Annotated in this window: 13 protein-coding genes; 3 read left to right on the top strand and 10 right to left on the bottom strand. The window is 43.6% G+C overall.

Translation table 11 applies throughout. The features are described from left to right. Window positions 1-1,259: 1,259 nt before the first annotated feature. Window positions 1,260-3,398, bottom strand: a complete 2,139-nt coding sequence (locus GTA51_RS18615; protein WP_160963797.1) for a methyl-accepting chemotaxis protein — start codon at window positions 3,396-3,398, stop codon at window positions 1,260-1,262. 775 nt (window positions 3,399-4,173) lie between these two features. On the opposite strand from GTA51_RS18615, the gene GTA51_RS18610 reads away from it, so the two are divergent. Continuing rightward, window positions 4,174-4,365: a hypothetical protein gene (locus GTA51_RS18610; RefSeq protein WP_160963795.1), complete on the top strand. Its 192-nt coding sequence runs from the start codon at window positions 4,174-4,176 to the stop codon at window positions 4,363-4,365. Window positions 4,366-4,400: 35 nt separating this feature from the next. Here GTA51_RS18610 and GTA51_RS18605 read toward each other — a convergent pair whose 3' ends face one another. Then, complete coding sequence (locus GTA51_RS18605; protein WP_160963793.1) at window positions 4,401-5,543, bottom strand: ATP-binding protein; 1,143 nt, start codon at window positions 5,541-5,543, stop codon at window positions 4,401-4,403. Between the two features lie 1,092 nt (window positions 5,544-6,635). Here GTA51_RS18605 and GTA51_RS18600 point away from each other — a divergent pair. Next, on the top strand, window positions 6,636-6,803 hold the full coding sequence (locus GTA51_RS18600) for a hypothetical protein (RefSeq protein WP_160963791.1): 168 nt from the start codon (window positions 6,636-6,638) through the stop codon (window positions 6,801-6,803). A gap of 116 nt (window positions 6,804-6,919) precedes the next feature. Here GTA51_RS18600 and rnk read toward each other — a convergent pair whose 3' ends face one another. The 6 genes from rnk to GTA51_RS18570 form a co-directional block, all read right to left on the bottom strand. Next, complete coding sequence (rnk, locus tag GTA51_RS18595) at window positions 6,920-7,330, bottom strand: nucleoside diphosphate kinase regulator (RefSeq protein ID WP_160963789.1); 411 nt, start codon at window positions 7,328-7,330, stop codon at window positions 6,920-6,922. Window positions 7,331-7,578: 248 nt separating this feature from the next. Continuing rightward, window positions 7,579-7,854, bottom strand: coding sequence for a hypothetical protein (locus tag GTA51_RS18590; protein WP_160963787.1), 276 nt, complete (start codon window positions 7,852-7,854; stop codon window positions 7,579-7,581). Window positions 7,855-7,944: 90 nt separating this feature from the next. Then, complete coding sequence (locus GTA51_RS18585) at window positions 7,945-8,373, bottom strand: hypothetical protein (protein WP_160963785.1); 429 nt, start codon at window positions 8,371-8,373, stop codon at window positions 7,945-7,947. Window positions 8,374-8,452: 79 nt separating this feature from the next. Then, window positions 8,453-9,601, bottom strand: a complete 1,149-nt coding sequence (locus GTA51_RS18580) for a tyrosine-type recombinase/integrase (RefSeq protein ID WP_160963783.1) — start codon at window positions 9,599-9,601, stop codon at window positions 8,453-8,455. A gap of 104 nt (window positions 9,602-9,705) precedes the next feature. After that, window positions 9,706-10,263, bottom strand: a complete 558-nt coding sequence (locus GTA51_RS18575) for a tyrosine-type recombinase/integrase (RefSeq protein ID WP_160963781.1) — start codon at window positions 10,261-10,263, stop codon at window positions 9,706-9,708. Between the two features lie 368 nt (window positions 10,264-10,631). Beyond that, window positions 10,632-11,012, bottom strand: coding sequence for a hypothetical protein (locus tag GTA51_RS18570; protein ID WP_160963779.1), 381 nt, complete (start codon window positions 11,010-11,012; stop codon window positions 10,632-10,634). Window positions 11,013-12,415: 1,403 nt separating this feature from the next. On the opposite strand from GTA51_RS18570, the gene GTA51_RS18565 reads away from it, so the two are divergent. After that, window positions 12,416-14,401: an AAA family ATPase gene (locus GTA51_RS18565; protein ID WP_246198229.1), complete on the top strand. Its 1,986-nt coding sequence runs from the start codon at window positions 12,416-12,418 to the stop codon at window positions 14,399-14,401. Window positions 14,402-15,664: 1,263 nt separating this feature from the next. Here GTA51_RS18565 and GTA51_RS18560 read toward each other — a convergent pair. Both GTA51_RS18560 and GTA51_RS18555 read right to left on the bottom strand, forming a co-directional pair. Continuing rightward, window positions 15,665-16,555: a hypothetical protein gene (locus GTA51_RS18560; RefSeq protein WP_160963775.1), complete on the bottom strand. Its 891-nt coding sequence runs from the start codon at window positions 16,553-16,555 to the stop codon at window positions 15,665-15,667. Between the two features lie 60 nt (window positions 16,556-16,615). Further along, window positions 16,616-17,734, bottom strand: coding sequence for a hypothetical protein (locus GTA51_RS18555; protein WP_160963773.1), 1,119 nt, complete (start codon window positions 17,732-17,734; stop codon window positions 16,616-16,618). Window positions 17,735-17,874: the final 140 nt, after the last annotated feature.

Genomic DNA, 17,874 nt, shown 5'->3' with positions numbered 1-17,874 from the left:
TCAGCATCTCCTCTCGCTGCCCCTCCCGTCTCCGATGATCGAAGACATCTAAGGGGGCTGCCGAGGGGGTCAACTTTGGACGCTGATTTCATCCAAAGAGGGGTCAATATTCCATGCTGATCAACAAGCAAAAGGGTGAACCACCATATCCTGAGTTTTTTTGTGCCATTCTTTCGGACTGATTGACAATGATGATGCGGCCAGAAGAAATTTATGGTCAGCACCGTGAAATTTTGGACATCTTGACCCAAGTGAATTGTTCGCCCATCCTCTCTAGTTCCTTGGCCCGGAAAAAGCCCTATTGAAATCGGACGTTGGTTGTAGGACGCGATTTCCTGGGATTTTGGCCCGGGGGGAGTCCAGAGGGGGAGACCATTGGAAAAGGCCCAGGAATGGGCCGGTAGAGAGCAGGGGAGGGGTGTCTGGGGAAGAAGGCCAAGCCCAGATTTGCCCAAGGGAGGGGCTTCAGCTGTTTGCTGAGAGAAAAACGGCGACATCGACGACTTTTGAAAAGTCCAGTTTACTGGAACTTTTGATTTTCAGCTGATGGGTAGAAAGTTCGGCTATTTGGGGCTGTATGACATTCTGGGCCAGAAACGCTGGTGTCGGATCGCAGGATCCTGTGAATTTTCAGGCCTGGGTTACCGCTAATACCACTGAAACTGCCCTGTCCCTGGTCCTTGATTGGGGTAGGGCGGCTCAGTAACGTTAACAGTTAGTAATAGCTCAACTTTTTCAAATACGAAATTTCTTTCGTTTTTACTGGACTGAAAAGCAATTATTGGAAGAGTCCAGAAGTTTTGCAAGATTTAAGCAGTTTTCTCTGGTGGAGTAGTTCTTGGATTCTTATGAGCCTATCAAAAATTTCAGGCATGATAGTGTCTATTCCAGAATTTAGAAAAAGAGCGTAGATATGTTCAACAAAATTTGCATCTAAGTAAAATATTTTGAACAGGCATTCCCTGCTATGCGTTTGGAATAAAGCATCGATCTCTTTGAAGTTGAGAGCTAATAGCTCAGAATAATACATGACAAGAAAAACTTTCCTTTCGAAAGTTGTCGATGGAGTTCCGCCAAGGATGTTGTTTGATATGATTTTAAGGTCTTTATATTTCATTGGTTTGCAAAGGTTTTGGGGTGAGCTCAAATATCCTTCAGACAATATGAACTCACCCCAGTTAATCTTAGAAGAAGCTTCTAGTGCCGATATACACTAACGGATCGGACAGTCCCTTAGCATATTTGAAGATTATTCTCCATTACCCTCTTCCCAATGCAAAAGGTTTCTTCCCGGCAATAAGGGCAGTAGTACCAGAACCACCATCAGATTTCATCTCGTCAATGAGTCGCTTTAGGACCTGTGCCTGAGTGGCCAATTCACCGACTGCCTGTGCAGATTGTCGCATTGCGTCGGAGGTTTCCATGGAAACCCTGTTGACGTCTTCAATGCTCCGGTTGATCTCTTCGCTAGTTGCGGATTGTTCTTCGGAAGCTGTTGCGATAGCCCGCACTTGATCCGTAGTTAAATCAACAAGCTTGACAATTTCATTGAGAGAGTCACCTGATTTTGTCGCTAGAATCGTAACGGAACTGATCCTTTTTACTGCTAAATCAACGTTTCCAATGTTTTTATTGGCTTCGTTCTGGATGCCCCTGATCGCATCGCCGACTTCCTTCGTCGCTGTCATGGTCTTCTCTGCCAATTTCCGGACTTCATCAGCTACTACGGCAAATCCTCGTCCTGCATCACCTGCCCGAGCAGCTTCAATTGCTGCATTGAGGGCAAGAAGGTTTGTCTGGTCAGCAATATCTGAAATAACATTGAGAACCTGCCCAATTTCTAGAGCTTGTTTTCCAAGTAAAGTCATATCGTTTTTCAATTCAAGAGCTGTAGATTCTACTTCAGCAATGCCTGTGACAACTTCAGCTACTACAGTAAATCCATCTTGTGCTTGATGTTTAGCTTGGTCTGCGGTTTCTGCAGCTTGGGAAGCATTCTTCGCTACTTCCATAACCGTAGCGTTCATTTGTTCCATGGCAGTCGCAGTTTCTGCTACTCGTTGTGACTGAATTTCAGCCCCTTGAGTCGATTGTTCTATCTGTGCCGATAACTCTTCTGATGCAGAGCTAACAATTTCTACGACACTTTCAATAGAACTAGCCGCTGCAGTCATGCCTTCAGCTTTTGCATGTTCAGCAAGTGCTTTTGCTTCTTCAGCTTCTTTCATAGCAACATTGGCGTGCTTGGATTCTTCTTCAGCTTTTTGGCTATTTGCTTCTGCTTCCGCAATTTTAGATTTTAAGTTTGAAATCATCACGTTTAAAGATGATTTTAAGCTCCCGAGTTCGTGTGAAAACTTTTCGTTAATATTGGCGTCAAGGTTTCCGTCAGAGACTTCTTTTGCGTAAAAAATTAGATGGTTAATTGGGCGTGTTATCGAGCGTGCAAGTAGGTATGCTACTGATAATGACAGAATTAATGTAAAACTTACGCCACAGAAAACTCGTATTAAGGCAGAAGATATTTCATCCTGAATCTTTAAAAGATTTGCAGCAATGGAAGCCATTTCCTTCGTTCTTACAGCGTTTAACGAGTCGATAACTTGCGTAATTGTAGAAAAGAATTCTTTGCCATTAATCCCAAAGTTCCCGTCGTTAGCTTTGGTCAAGACTGTGTTGAATGTTTTGTTTGTGTCAGTCCAGGCTTGTGACTTTTTGCTTTCGTCGAGCAGAGTGTTGGCCTGTGAACTCAAAACCATAGCCTTTGAATCAAGATTTGCATCAATGTTGGATTTAAAAGTTATGAGGCGAGTAAACATTTCTTCGTTTATTGGTTTATCTAAAGTGAGTATCCCAGAGAGAGTGGCTCTGAGTTTCCCAGCGTTTTCCTTGGCAGTTTCTAGTATAATAATTGTCGTTAATGCTTTTCCGAATCCTCGTGTAGTCTTTGAGTTTGCAATAGCAGTTTCTGTTCCCATTAGAGTTGCAATTATTTGTCCGTAAGCATCAACGATTTCTTTTGTCGGACCTCTTGAGTCAGCTCGGTTTCGAATTTTATCAATTTCTGATATTGCTTGAGATGTTAAGTTTTTTGTGCTTTCGTTGACCTTCGCGGTTTTTAATTCATTAATCACGGGTGAAACTTGGGTGGACGAAGATTTCCTCTGGGTGTTCATATCATCTTGAGAACCACCTGAGAGATATATCGATGTACGCCCTCGTTCTTTTTGTAACTCGTGTACCAAGTCGGATACTGCCACAAAAAGCTTTGTATTATGCCCCATATCTTCTATGACACGGGATTCATCTATGCTGATTTTTGTATAGACAAAGCTGATTGCTAAGAATGCGATGAGTGGGATAGCTACGAGAACGATTAACTTGCTGGAAATCTTCATAACAAAAAATCCTTCTAGGAGCGTACTGTATTGATCAGTGATTTAAGCCACAGTCTGGTAAATTTTTACCACAATTTCGGGACCGAGTGCAAGTAAAGTCTATGATTAATTAATGTGAAATTACTGTATCAGTTTTGGCATAGGTTAAATTTAGCATAAGTTCCAACAGAACTTTTCCCAAACTTTCCTCTTGACCTCCCAGCCCGTGGGAGTGTAGTCCCCTCCGACCAACGACGAGCCAACAAGCGCCAACGTCTTTGGTACCCGAAAATTTCTGGGGAATGGAAAATTTAGGGTTGACTTCGGGAAGAGTTCGGAATAGATATCCCCTTCCCTGATTCTGTTTATAGGAGCGTAGCTCAGGGGGAGAGCACTTGCTTGACACGCCAAAAGCGTGATTTAACCCCCTAAAATCTTTAAAGAAACCCCTGTGAAAAAGTGATCTCGTTGGCGAGTAGCCAACGGGATTTTTTGTTTTTATTAGGTCTACTTTCGACCTCGTTGGCGCAACAGTGGTCGGACTGTGGCGGTCCAGCCAACTCGGTTTCTATTTCCCACCGATTCTCCTGATCCGTCCCTATTCTCCTGGTCTATCCCCTGTCCGGCTGGTCAAAAACGCGGTTTCATTCGTTTTTGGGGTTGTCCAAGGGGCGGAATGGCAGAGTCCTGCCATGTCGATCATAATATTTTGTCCCGATTGGCTGAAATGAGTGTGCAACACGTGTTTTGTAAAAAAAAGTAGCAGGTGGTAGGAATTCTGTGGTAACAAAATTCCATGGGAAAACCTCTGGTGCATGTCAAAATAGGCATAGCATACGAGCAGTTTGTTTCTGATGCTTTTGATGCTATATTGGAGCAAGGAAATTATTCGGCGGCGTTTGAACTCCATTCAAAGTTGTATGATGCTGAATCGGGCGACGTAGGTGTCCAAATTTTGCTAAATTTTGTCGATATTTACATCGAATAAACTGATTAATGACCGGCCGGAGTGTCTTGATGCGTTTAGTTTGTTTTCTTAATTTTAACCCAGAACACAGTTCCCTGTGGTTCCTCCGAAGTGAAGCCGACTTCTCCACCAAGATAGTTTTCTGTGAGTAGTTTTATGGAGTAGGTTCCAAGTCCACGGTCCGTCCCTTTGGTTGAGAAAGATCTTTTGAAAATCTGGACTTTGACATGGTCGGGTATGACTCTTCTACTAGCTACCCAAAATTTTGCAAAATCACCGTCATCATCTAGTCCTATTGTGATACTACCATTTTCAGACGTAGCTTCTAATGCATTGATGACCATGTTTATGATAACGCGCATGAGTAAAGTGTAGTCTGATAAGACCTGGACGTTGACGCTGTTGGGGAAAACAACTATTTTCTTCCCATAAGCCTTGGGGTGGGTGCGGTACTCGTTTGCTACAAGGTTGATTAGCTCGATGCCTTGTAAAGTGATCATGGAAAGACTGTATTCTTTGTTTTCAAGCGCCAGTAGTTGTTTTTGTTTCTTGATTTCTTCTACAAGGCCAAACAGTGACGCTTGGACAAGGCTCATTAACTCTTTGCTTTCTTCTGGAACTTCGTCAAACAAGGTATCAAGTAGGGCTTTTGCTCCTCCGGCAGCATTAAGAATATCGTGAAAAAAGATTCGTTCCAGTATTTTTCTGCGTTTTTCGTCTTCTATGTCTACGATTGAGACAACATAATACTTTGCGTTTTCAACATCCCAAGGAGAAACAAATACTCTCAGGTCTTTTGCCGAGCTTTCATCGTTGTGGCTTATCAGGAGTTGACAGTCGTGCTGCGCTTTTGCATTGCCGATCATGCTTTCTAATACTGCTCGGAGAGCACCACATTCACGGCAAAATGTAGAAGTGCCACATCCTGCTTCTTCCACGTGGGCGTAGCTACAACCCATTGCTTCACCGGGGCGAAGCCCAAGGAAATTGCCTAGGTCGTTGATGCCAAGGATGTCTAAAAAAGCTTTATTGCTGAAAACTATTTGCCGGTGACTGTTTAAAACAATCAGCGGAAGAGGAAAGAAGTCAAAGTAGCTAGAGCATATGTGCCCAGAAAGCTTTTCTCTTTCTTCCTGCACTTCATTGATGCTTAAACGTTCAGGTGGGGCGCATTTTGTATGTAACTGTTCGCTGCTCAAGTTCGTATCCTTCCGGATGATTTAGTTGCAAATTAGAAAAGTAGTGAGTGTAATATCGGTATCTTGCATCACTTGGACCTAAGTGTGGTCCGTTCGGTGGTCAAAAACGAAATTTCCTTCGTTTTTGGAGTTGCCGTTTGGGCTGAATCTCAGAACTTTGCCATTAGACACCCTTTTGGACTAAAATCAGCATTTATTGTATATTTTCAGCTCGTTCCCGGGATTCGCTGCACATGGGCGGGTCTGAACTCGCAGGATCCTGTGAATTTTAGGATCGAAAAAACGGCTAATTACTCGTTTTCAAAAAGTCCAGTAAACTGGAATCCTGGAGCTGGTCTCACAGCAATTTTACGGGGCCCACATCTGCTGTAATTCTTGTACTTTTTTAGGCAATATCAGCACCAAGTAAACTTCCCAGGCTGCGGCCGGTGGGATACACTTACAACTACTAGTATTGGCCCAGCTGGCCGACACTCGGACCAGCCCGAGAATAGGCTTAGGCAAGCATACCACGCCATTAACAAAAGGTGAACCACCTGGGCAGGACAGTCCACTTTCAGGAGACGAACTAAACCAGGATGTTACGCAAGATTATTCTCAAAGAAGTCAATTTTTATAAGGGCATCAAATCCAAGGGTTCTGACAATAAGTGCTTCTCCTTGGTTTCAAATGCTCGGGTTCGGTCCTCTCGGAGATTGCGCATGGTTCCTAGTGCTGGGCACAGGAATAGAAATCCCACGTCATCTCATTAGGTTCCGCCAACGCAGGGTCCTGCTTTTTTGATTTTGGTTGTCGCCAGCCGCCGATTTGCTAGAATCCATCCCAGCTACAGACTAGCTTTTCGACTACCCCTGGGCCACGGGGCTGTCCTTTGTCGCCTGTTGGAAGAAAATATCTTGTTCTGGGAGTGGGAAAAGAAATCACCCTCAATCGATGACAAAGGATACTAGCTGAATTTATTTAAGAACATGCTCAAGGCTGCGCTTTAGTGCGCACCTTCTGTGAGACCAGCCTCACTGTGTCCCGTTTGGATTTTTGAATTAGCTATTTGACCAACGGCGGTGATTTTTCGCGTTGCAGGGAAGCGGTTGAATGGAAAAAAATAAACTCGATATGATGTATGATGTTCTAGGGAGACGTATTATTGCGTTGCAAGATAAGTTGTGTGATTTACCTGCGGGTGATGAAAAGAGAATGGTTATCATATATATTCTTGCAGAACTTGATGATTTGAAGAAGGAATTTTCAAAGATATTGTAAATGAAATGAGGCTTGTCTTTTGACGGCAGTGTGGAAAACATTTCGCTAAATATGTACGTGTTTAACCCCCATCGGCAAATTCGATGAGGGTATGAACATCTCAAGGCGTCTGACGTTTAGTCTGTTGGTGTGCGTTCCGGTTGGTAGGTAATGTCTATTATTTGCAGCAGCGTTTTACCACCTCCTGGTCTTGGCCATTCAATCTCGTCTCCAATTGAAAGTCCTAATAAAGCACTTCCGACAGGTGCTAAAATTGAAATACTATTTTTTACAATACTAGTGTCTGTGGGGTATACCAGGGTCAATGTAAATTTTTTACCCTGAGGTTTGGTTTCAAAATAAACCGTTGAATTCATCGTTACCACATTAGGAGGAACCTCGTTGGGCGGAACACCGGTAGCGCGCGCTAACTCTTCTTCAAGGTCAAGCTTTCCGGGGAAGTCGTCCTCATGCAAATTATCTAGTATTTCTTCCAGCCTTTCGACATCTGCCAAAGATATGATGAGATCTGGCCTCTTGAATGTCATTATTACCTCCTTGCTGTTAAAATAAGTGCCCCCGGGGAAGGGCAGTCCGCCTGCCAGACTAAGAGGGCAACACCAAGTAAACTTCCCAAGCTGCGACCGAGGGGGTACTCTCTGACCCGGTCCAGGTCCAGCTGGCCTAACTGCGGGGCACTGGGACCAGCCCAAGGCTAATCCAGGGCCAGCATACCACGCCGTTAAAAAAAGGTGAACCACCGGGTAGGGCGGTCCACCTTCGGAGTCTCCAGTGCTTAAATCAAGTTTTTGTCGAATAAGTCAATTTTAACAAGTACATCCAGGCCAAGCGTTTTGACAATCCATGCTTCACCTTCGGTCCATTCGCGTTCCATAGTAAGTTTTCTTTGTTCTTTGATCATATCGATATTAGCTTCAAATTGCTTTGGCTTGTACAGCGCTTGATATTTGTAGTAAATTTCTTCATTACATTTTTCACATAAGAAATCACAAGGGTATCTGTGATTCGGAAAATACGTATGAGATTTATCCCATAAACATCTTTGTGCCATAATATTTCTCCATTCTTGTTCTTTGACAAAAGAAAGACGAGGAGTCTGAGCTAGAGATTCCTCGTCTTTCCATAACGCTTAGGTTCTTGTCTATTCCTGGTTACCAGTGTCGACTGATTCGTCGTTGGGCAAGTTAGTGCTAAAGGTTGCTTCTCTCATTTTCTTGGCCTGCTTGATAATATCAGCCATTTCAGCGGCAGTTGCTTTACCTCGAAACGGCAAACAGTATTTCTTGTAGCAATCATTGCACAGAGTTTTGTATTTATTCTCAGTGGTGCAGGTAAAGCCCTTCGTGCAAATATAGCATTCTTTATTTAATTCGATTTCGTTCTTTTTCTTCTCGTGGATTTCATGGATAGCTTTTACAACGTCTATATTCTTGCGAAATTCTTCCGGTGTAAAGATGCTTCGATAGTAGTCAACATAAATGGTGTGATAACATTTGTTGCATAAAAATACCCAGCTTACTGATGTTGGCTCTTTTATGGTGTCCAGCTGGCACCACTGACAAGTTCTCATAACTAATGTCCTCATTCGTTTCTAATTAATAAAAATAGAAAGACGGAGTATCTTTTTCAAGACGCCCCGTCTTCCTGGACTATGCCACTTCTAAAGCGGGTAACAGATTGACTGCTCTTTCCTTTTCTCCTTCCATGTAGTGGTAATAGGTGTCTGCCGTCATCTTCACCGTGGAATGTCCCATCATCTTGGAAACGGCAGCTAAGTCAGCACCTTTGCGAAGTAAGGTGGTCGCAAACAAGTGCCGAAGATCGTACATACGAGTCTGGTAGGTGATACCAGCCCGTTTGCATGCGTTTTTGAATGCTTTCCGAATCGTTGTCAGGTTCCGGCCCATGTACTCAATTACATATCCGGTTTTGGATTCTGCCTGCTCCTTTTCCAAACGTTTCAGGAACTCAGGGTTGATTGGAACTGTCCGGTATGTCTTGGTTTTGCTCGCATAAATGCGAACAGTACTGGCTTTGAAGTCAATGTCTTCCCACTTGAGCGAGAGAAGTTCAGATTCACCAGGACGAGTACCCAGGTTGAAACAAACTTCCATCGCCCACTTCAAATGTGGTTCAGCATTGACCATGATCTTCTTTGCATCGTCCAAGGTGAGCTTCATATCCCATGGTTGAACCTTGGGTTTCTTCCAAATCTTCAGGGGATTGACGGAGGTAAAGCCGTTGTCTATCCCGAAGTTGAAGATGAAACTCAAGTAATCACAGTACTTATTCACCGTATACTGGGACCGGACCTTTCCCGTTCTGCTGCTGACTCCTTGAAAGTGCAGGATGAACGGAATCATGTTTTCTTGATACGACAGTGAGTCCACTGGCTTGTCGCCGAGTACCGGGATAAAGACGTGGTTGACCAAGTGCTCGATGTTCCGAATGTGCTTCTCCGTCCGGCCTGATGCCTTCATATGGGACAGATACTTCGATCCAAGCTCCGACAGGAGCATCCCGCCAAGAACTCGACCAGTGACCTGGTTAAAGCCCTGGACCGGGGCGGTAACTGGGTTCTCCATCTGTACGGCCGCCGGCACTGGTACCATGACCGATGCCGTCACCTTTTCGGGATCAGGAACTGGTAACCCCTGATCGAGTGCGTCACGAACAGCATGATCAAACTTTTCAGCTTTTGCTTGACCAAGGTCACCACGACCAAACGATTTGTCATGTCTTTTGCCGTTGAAATGCCAATAGACCATCCACCGGCTATCTCGTTGATAGACGCCCATAAGAACCTCTTCTGTTCTAGGTTGAAGTAACAATTTAAATTTGGGGGCGAGGAAAATTCAGGCGCTCTACAAATAAAGGGGATTTTACTCCCCTTGGTAAGGGTTTAGATGGATTTCATCAGAACTTCTTCGACTTCTTCCTCCTTCACGCCGATATATCTTCTTGTGATACTCGGGCTACTGTGGTTTAATCGCTTTGCTATGACCTCCCATGATGTACCGAAAGTTTTCCGCTGGTGGTAACACCAGGTTTTTCGGAGAGTGTGAGCCCCTGCATTGATGTGCAGATTTATAGCATCGCACCAATCTTGAACGTACATTGTCACTGCGTATGTCGTTAACGGTGAATTTAACCCTTTTCTGCTCTTGAACAGAAAGTGGTCGTCCTTTGCCTCGATTGTCTTCAAGTAGTCGTCAAGGGTCTCTTTGATTTCCTTGTTGATCATGAAAACGTTTTCTTTTCCGGTCTTTTTTTCTCGGATGACAATGCGATCACCAACATTGGCGTGCTTTACGTCCGAAATTCTGAGAGCAAGGATGTCTTGTACCCTGAGTCCAGTGTTGACGCCCATTATGAACAAGAGTTTGTTCCTGGGTGAGTCATGCAAAAGCTTCTTAATGCTCTTGATGCTCTTCACATCTGTAATCGGTTCGACCTTCATAAAATCCTCCAATTGGGTTTTCCCTTTTTGGGATGCCAGAAACTAAAATTCAAAATCTCTGGTCCGGGCCTTTGTCCTTTGGGGACACCTGTAGGCCTTTGTAATCCTTTGAAATTTGCAATTATTCGACTCCAATGTACGTTATTGGGTAAAACCGTTCTTTCCTTCAAATACTTATATCTGTAGTTTTGTGACTATAATCGCAAATCCAATGCGAAGAACCGCTCCATAACAATCTGACAAAGTTTGACTTAAATTCTGCAGTAGAGGCGAAGTCTTTGCATCTTTAAAGAAGAATGGAAAACTTATTTGAGTTAAAAAATAAGAAATGCCACGCAGACGAATCTGCATGACATTTCAGTTGGAGGTTATGGGAGAATCTTATTCAAGATGATCTTGCCATCGATGACTTCGACCGAGAACTCGTCGCCCTCGTTGATTTCGAGATCACCGAGATCGTGAGCCTTGAGGTTGATCTTCAGGATGCCCTGTTGATTAACCTTCGGTCTCTTTGAGTCTTTGAGATAAAGTCCCTTGACCTCATAGAGCACCCTGTCGGTACTAATGAGCTTCAAAATGTACTGCTTGAGCGTTTGTCGATGCTTGATCTGCATTCGCTCCATTATCGTAGCAGCATCCAGACCTTCTTTGATAAGGCTGCGAAGAGTCTTCGGATCATACTTCGATTCGATTTTCTTCTTCGCCGTCTTTTCTTGAACGTCAGTTGAATTACCATTCTTGGCTCCCATAACGCCTCCTTTGCATAGAAATGTTACTTTATCTGGTATATCTCTATAAATTGCTGAAAAGTGCATGAAAATACGCATTTCTTGGGCAAAAATGCATCAAATTTCTTGTGATTCTGGGCTTGAAATCGTAATTTGGGCGTAGGGCGCTGTTCCTGGGGTTTTTGCTGTCCGGGTAGGGTTTGCTATAGGACAAGCCCCAAAAACCCAGGAGACGGGATTTTACAAGGGGTGTTCCTGGGGCCAGGACAAGTTTCTCTACCCCAACGATGTGAATTGACGCCGGGTGGACCAGCAGATGCGAAAATTCGTCCGTTAGAAAAAGAAAAAGGCCTTCACGAATGAAAGCCTTTGAAAAGAATCCACTTTGCAGTTTACGGAATCATGCGACCATCAAAATTTCTTCAGATGGAGGCAGAACTCCTAAGAGTCGAAAGGAGCGTCACCGGTCCTAGCACTCTGTTGCAACCGTACAAGCGGTTTTCCCGCATACGGCTACGTCAATTGGTATTCGATGTATCATAAGTGTCTAATATTTTGAAGTAGTTTTGAATTACGCTGTACTACTAAGGATCAGCGGCTTCGAGTTTATACCCAAAGCAATGGTTTAGTTGTTTTGTTTAAGTGACATCTTGTGCTACATCGAATACCGTTCGATAGTTTCTTACAAACTTCAGCCACCCTTATGAAAATCAAGCTTTCCATCTCCGTGAAAATCTTTTCACAAGGGCTTCCTTTGGTCTATTGCAATCCTTTAAAGCCATCCCGCGTTTAATCGCATCCATATATCCAAACGTGATTTCACTTGAGCTATCACGTTTTTAGAAGATTATTAAAAATCAACGGATTTCAGTTTGCCATGAACTTCATCCGACATATGGGCCACCTCGACTTCTTTGAGTTATCAAATACGGGCTGGTTTTGGTCTCAACTTCTTCCCCGTCTGCATTGCTACATAACGGGTAAGTCATTCTTAAGTAGATACGGTTCGAGGAGATTACGACCAATCTAGTATTTCTTAAGTAATGTTTTATTTTTCGACTTGATGTCTTTTCAAGAGTAGACATCTCCTGGTCAGGGCCAGGACAGGATTTGGAATATACAAAGCACCCATGGCGTTTATAAATTGCAAGGTAAAATTCTAAACAATTTGCTGGATATTAATATCTGTAGCAAATTACTGAGTAAATTAGCTTGCTTTCTGTAGGTCAGCAGTGGCATCTCCGGGCTTGGTCGGTTTCCCGCTCTGGGGCTTGAGGGCGGCGAATCGCTGTGCTACTTTTACCTGTCATTTCGGGGAGGCACAGAGCTTTCCTGAACCGAGTCATGGAATTACACATAAACAATGGTTGCGTATGAGTTTCATTCAAGACGACATATACCAGATGATTCAGAGATCAGATAAGTTGAAAGATGATGACCGTCTGTCAATCTTTGAATACTTGTCGCAGAAATTTTCAATAATCCCCTTGCGCGGTGGATTTGCTTCTCCAATAGAAGCTTCTGGTGATCCAGATGAAATGAAGCGAATAGCTAACAAGTTGAAAAAACCAATTGAAAACGGTTGGCAAAAATGGTGCGAAACGATTCGCCAGTTCAACCGTCAAGATTTTAAAGCTGACAGGGCAGGAATAGCGTGTGGCCCAGCGAGTGGCGTGCTGGTCTTAGATATTGATGACATTGATAAATTTTGGAAAGTCCTTGAGTTCAATGGTATTGATCCGATGCTCCCACCTACTTTTGCCGTTAAATCCGGAGGAAGAGGGGATCGTTACCACTATTATTTTAGATATCCTAATGATGATAAGAAATACTCCTGCCGATCTAAGGCCAAATGCTTCGATGTAAAAGGAACTGGAGGACAAGTAATCTGTCCCGGGTCTTTACACCCTGAAACTCAAAAGCCCTATGTTATCGCAACAAATGAAGATATTTTAGATGCTCCAAACTGGTTGCTCGAATATTCTTCAGGGGCACGAGAAATTTTCACAGAAGAAGAGCAAGATAAACGTTCCATAAAAAAGTTAACCAAAATAGTCCGGAATAAAGCTTCTGGAAGCGAGTTGTTAGAGACTGGGCTGGTTGATCTTGATAGTCTTATTGCAGGATTGCCTATTTCTGAATACATTAAGCAAAAGATAATGACGCCATATCTTCGGGGCACTAGATCAGAACCATCCTGGTCGGTTCTGCTTGGTCTGCTCAACGCTGGTGTTGATGAAAGGACAATCAGGTCTATCTACCAAAGCTATCCCATTGGACAAAAGGCTAGAGAGAAGCCTGATTGGTTTGAACGGGAAATTGAAGCAGCTAAGAAAACTATAGCTCAGAATCCAATAGGGGTTCATATGCAACTTGGTTTCTCTTCTGGGACGAATGCTTCTCCTTCTGATTCTGAGTATGGTATTGTTAATGCATTTGATGTGTTAACGGCGCAAACAAACTTTGAGTTTCTTATAGACAATTTCTGGCCTAAAGATGAGCCGTTGTTAATCACTGGATATGGTGGCGCTGGTAAGTCAGTCCTGACCTTGCAAATAGCAATGGATCTGGTTTTCCCTCCAGCCAATGGGTTCTTAAATAAATACAAAGTACTACATGGAGGACATCGCGTCCTTTTTGTACAATCTGAAAACTCTTTAGTTGGAATGAAGCGAAGACTTGAGCTCATACGCGGCGCTTATGCTATCCCAGACGATGTTATTCGAGAGAAGCTTTTTTTCGTCGGTAGAAAAAAGGATATTCGTGCTACTGGCGATCTTGATAGTCCACGGTTTCAAGATGTAATCAAGAAACAGCATGATTTGATAAAATTCGATATTCTGGTGATAGATCCGCTCATAAGTTTTCACAGTAAGGATGAAAATTCAAATGACGAGATGCGTAGACTCTTGGACAATTTTTCTGACTTTTGTGAAAGTCTTAAGGTCTCGCCGTTAATCATACACCACCACGGAAAATTTAAGCAAGAAAGAGGAGTCGGTGGAGGACGCGGTGCGAGTGCTATAGGTGATTGGTCTCCTAACACCTGGGAACTCGAATACAAAGAAAAGGATAAGAAATTTAGGTTCATTCATAAGAAAGCTAGAAATTTCATGTTAAACGATGATCTTTCACTTGAATTGAGCAACTTGAGGTTTGCTGTTAGCGTTCAGTCGGGTAATTTGAATAATGATACTGTTTACTTTGTCATCAAAGCTTTGCAAAACTTGAACGGAGTTGCTCAGACCCAAACTGTTTTGAAAAATGAAGTTGTCAATGTATACAAAGCGGAGAATCCAGGTAAAAGTATTACTGCCGTGACTGCTGTCAAGTACATTAAGGATGCCGTTGGCAAGAAAGCTGTTAAAACCATCCATGGTGCGAAAGGATCAATATCCTATCAGCTTTGACCTAGTATATTGACACTCCACCTGCAAGTTTTGTTGGGTTGCAACGGTTGCAACTTTCGACAGATTTCAGATTTGCAACAAAAAATTGAAAGATTTTAGATTGTTACTGCTGTTTTTCAGCTGCAACTGCAAGTTTGTGGTTTGCAACTGTAACCCTTTGAAATTTTTAAGGTTCAACTGCAAAAATTCTGTTATATATTAGAGGGGGGTTGCTTTCGCACCCCCTCCTGTCTCACAATAGTTTAGTAATGTTGATGGCGATGAAACTTTCCTTTTAAAGGAACGAAAAGGAACTTCCAGCAACTTTTGAAACAAACTTTGCTAATTTTATCCAAGTTCAAAACAAAGCTTAGAAAGTATCGGATTTATGCCCTCTTAAGTTTCGCTGGATCTGATGGCAAGAGATGTAACTTTTCTTTCTTCGACATGATCATAAAGAACCTTGTCCTATATGGATCCAATATAGCTAAAAAAGTGTAGTCTATGGATGGGTTTTTGTCCATTTGTCGATGAAAAAGTTCTCCTGCCAGGGTGATGTTTGTGGTGAAGAAGCTTTGCTTTTGAAGGAACGTAAATGGACTTCCGGCTATTTTTATCCAAGTGCAAATAATATTTTCACCAGATATTGTCATTTTTCTTGTAGGTTACATTTTTTGTAACCGATCTAATCGCCGGTTTATTGCTATTTCCATGATGAGCGTTGTTGGCATGGTTTTTTAAGAGCCACTTCGGCGGGCTTCTTTCGTGGGATAGTTAAGCCAGTTTTAAAAGTTTTTGATGTTACAGATATTATCATGCCATGTAGTTTTCTCTTTGGCCTTTATAGGACAGGGGTATCCCGGCTTTTTCATCACAAATTGAACTTTTTTGTCTAAGTTTATTACCCATCAAGATTGACAAACCTTACTTTGGCTCATGGGTATTCTTATCTGGACCCTATGGGACACATGAATACCAGAACTTGCCCAGCTGGGAACGATCCTGGCCGATGCCCAGATTAAATATGACAATGCCGCCGGGTAGAAAGTGGGTCGCTCGTGCCAACCTGCTTAAATCCATTGATTATTATAGGGAAAGTTCTAGTTCTTATCGTCGCTGGCTGCCGGCCCGAAGTTAAGCAAATTTTAGAATTTCCATGGTTTTGGTCTCTCCAAAAACGAAAAAATTTACGTATTTGATAATATACTGATTTTATTGACTTATTTTGACTCAAGGGTGGCCGTTTACCGACCACCCCAGAACCTATGGCGTAACCTTCTGTTTTTACGAGGTAAAAAGTGGGTTCTTCCGGTGTAGTTCCGTTACCACGTCTTCCAGGGTCCGGTAATACATCATCCCGAGGAACTGACGGTAGAGATCCCCTTTTAATCCATTCAGATTACGGATGGTCAAACCATAATTGCTTATGAAACCCTTGAACTCGTCAAGGTACTCGTATTGAGTGTAGACTTGCGTCCCACGCTTAATTTTACCCTCGTTGTCTGGAAAATAAATAACATCAGTTTTGTTCTCTCCTACTTTTGCTGGATTCCAGAACCGAACAACACCGGTATTGGCATCATCCAACCATGATGTCGAATCACACGATGTTGCAGGGCAGCCTACTAATATATTAAACTCGGTAATGCCGAATAGATGCACATGGAGGCGATATGCAATTGCTTGAAAAACCCTTGGAAAAAGCAATTTTGGGTTGGTTTTACCTTTTTGTCTTCCGATGGCAACAGAAGTGTACCCTTTTCGGATAAAAGCGGTGACCTCGAAATTTTTTAAGTTGTGCACCACAGGTGTGATATTTTCGATTCCAAGACTTTTGAGCCGCGCTAAATGAACATAATTTATTTCGAATCCATCTGGTTCAAAGCTCTCGTCAAAACTAAAAACCAATTCGTATCGATCTCGATTGAGCTTTGAGTGAATTGCATGTTTTGCGAAGAGCTGTTGAGTGGTCATGTCCACGGTTGAGTTAGTTTTGCTGAACATCCCGCAGTCCAGCGCCATCTTATTGATAATGCTTTCATAGCGGGCGAGATATGCTTTAAAGTCTGAAGGCATGTCGGCTATTGTAAGCAAAACGTTGAGTTTTGTACCCGGTGACCGGGCCAGCACTTCATCCAGGGCAGCTTCAGCGGGTGATGACAGGTATATGTCCATGTTTCCTCCTAGGACGGCCCCCCCGGTGATGTGCCAGGGGAGCCGTGAATGGATGATTTGTTAAGACGGGAAAGCGGTTTCGCCGAAGGTCTTCAGCGTGGTCATCAGCGTGTGGTAGAGTTCCCGATCCACCTTCAGTTTTGAGAGGTCGAGTTTCTCGAGCACCAACTGGACCGTTTCGCGAGTTTTTTCGAAGGTGGAGTTAATGTCCGGGATGGCCGGCGTCTTGGCCTTACCCTTGCCCTTAACCTTATTGCCTTTGGGATTGGTGAGTTCAAAATCACGTTTCCCATCGTTCTTAAGGACGGACCTCAGAAAATCGGTCGGCGTCAGATTACTCTCACCCTTCTCGTACCGTTCTTTCCAGGCAAGCATTTCTGCCGTGTCGGGGTTTGTGATTTCTTCGCCGTATTCGTAAAATTCCCGGAGAACGTGCTGGTCGATAAACACCCCCTGCTTTTTCAGATTGTTATCTGCAATCGCAGTACGGGAAAGGACTTCGTATTCTTCCGGGAGAATGTCCAAATGTCCCTGGACCTGGCTAAGCACCATCCCGATGGGATCGTCGGCGCTACTAAACGGGGCTTTTGACGCAATGGCGGCTAAACGATTTAACCGTGTTTTCCCAACGTGGCAGTAAAGCACTGCCTTCCTGACTGCTGCCAATTTCATAGCTTTTTGAAGTTCTCGTGGATCGCTATTAGGAAACGCCGCCTGGGACGTTTCCAACCAATTGCCGTAGGGAGTATCCTTCTTGAGTTCGTTCGCAAGTTCACCGGTCATGAGCATGCAGATACACTGTAAGGCATCTGCTCTAACCATGACGGGATTAATAGTTTCCATCGTGGATGAAACGATCTGTGCTTTTTCATCCGGGGTCTTGCCAATGAGATAACCTTTGAATTGGCTAATCACCGAGTTGAACTTTTCCAGAGCCATGTTCTTTTCCTCGGCACCGGTTTCGTTCGTCAACACACGTAACAGATACGCAAAGTCCTCTTTGTACTCCTGCGGAGTCTTAGCAGGTGCCTGTGTGGCAACCTCCTTCGTCAACTTAAATTCCATTACCTTCTCCTTTGCTGAGTTAGGTTCTACAGGGTTTTGGTCTTTTTCTCCTTCTGGAGCGGCAGCGGGCATGACCTCGGCATCGGCGATGTGCTCCTCCGCCGTGGTGTTCACACCTGCATCGTTAATTGTTGATCAGCATGGAATATTGACCCCTCTTTGGATGAAATCAGCGTCCAAAGTTGACCCCCTCGGCAGCCCCCTTAGATGTCTTCGATCATCGGAGACGGGAGGGGCAGCGAGAGGAGATGCTG

Source organism: Solidesulfovibrio aerotolerans (assembly GCF_009856865.1).
In the GTDB taxonomy this organism is placed as follows: Bacteria; Desulfobacterota; Desulfovibrionia; order Desulfovibrionales; family Desulfovibrionaceae; genus Solidesulfovibrio; species Solidesulfovibrio aerotolerans.
This window is presented reverse-complemented; position numbering and strand designations above follow the sequence as displayed.

What these genes read in the sequence shown, in the direction of transcription:
- GTA51_RS18615 (WP_160963797.1), bottom strand. Translation starts at nt 3,398, where the DNA reads ATGAAGATTTCCAGCAAGTTAATCGTTCTCGTAGCTATCCCACTCATC.
- GTA51_RS18610 (WP_160963795.1), top strand. Translation starts at nt 4,174, where the DNA reads ATGGGAAAACCTCTGGTGCATGTCAAAATAGGCATAGCATACGAGCAG.
- GTA51_RS18600 (WP_160963791.1), top strand. Translation starts at nt 6,636, where the DNA reads ATGGAAAAAAATAAACTCGATATGATGTATGATGTTCTAGGGAGACGT.
- rnk (WP_160963789.1), bottom strand. Translation starts at nt 7,330, where the DNA reads ATGACATTCAAGAGGCCAGATCTCATCATATCTTTGGCAGATGTCGAA.
- GTA51_RS18590 (WP_160963787.1), bottom strand. Translation starts at nt 7,854, where the DNA reads ATGGCACAAAGATGTTTATGGGATAAATCTCATACGTATTTTCCGAAT.
- GTA51_RS18585 (WP_160963785.1), bottom strand. Translation starts at nt 8,373, where the DNA reads ATGAGAACTTGTCAGTGGTGCCAGCTGGACACCATAAAAGAGCCAACA.
- GTA51_RS18580 (WP_160963783.1), bottom strand. Translation starts at nt 9,601, where the DNA reads ATGGGCGTCTATCAACGAGATAGCCGGTGGATGGTCTATTGGCATTTC.
- GTA51_RS18575 (WP_160963781.1), bottom strand. Translation starts at nt 10,263, where the DNA reads ATGAAGGTCGAACCGATTACAGATGTGAAGAGCATCAAGAGCATTAAG.
- GTA51_RS18570 (WP_160963779.1), bottom strand. Translation starts at nt 11,012, where the DNA reads ATGGGAGCCAAGAATGGTAATTCAACTGACGTTCAAGAAAAGACGGCG.
- GTA51_RS18560 (WP_160963775.1), bottom strand. Translation starts at nt 16,555, where the DNA reads ATGGACATATACCTGTCATCACCCGCTGAAGCTGCCCTGGATGAAGTG.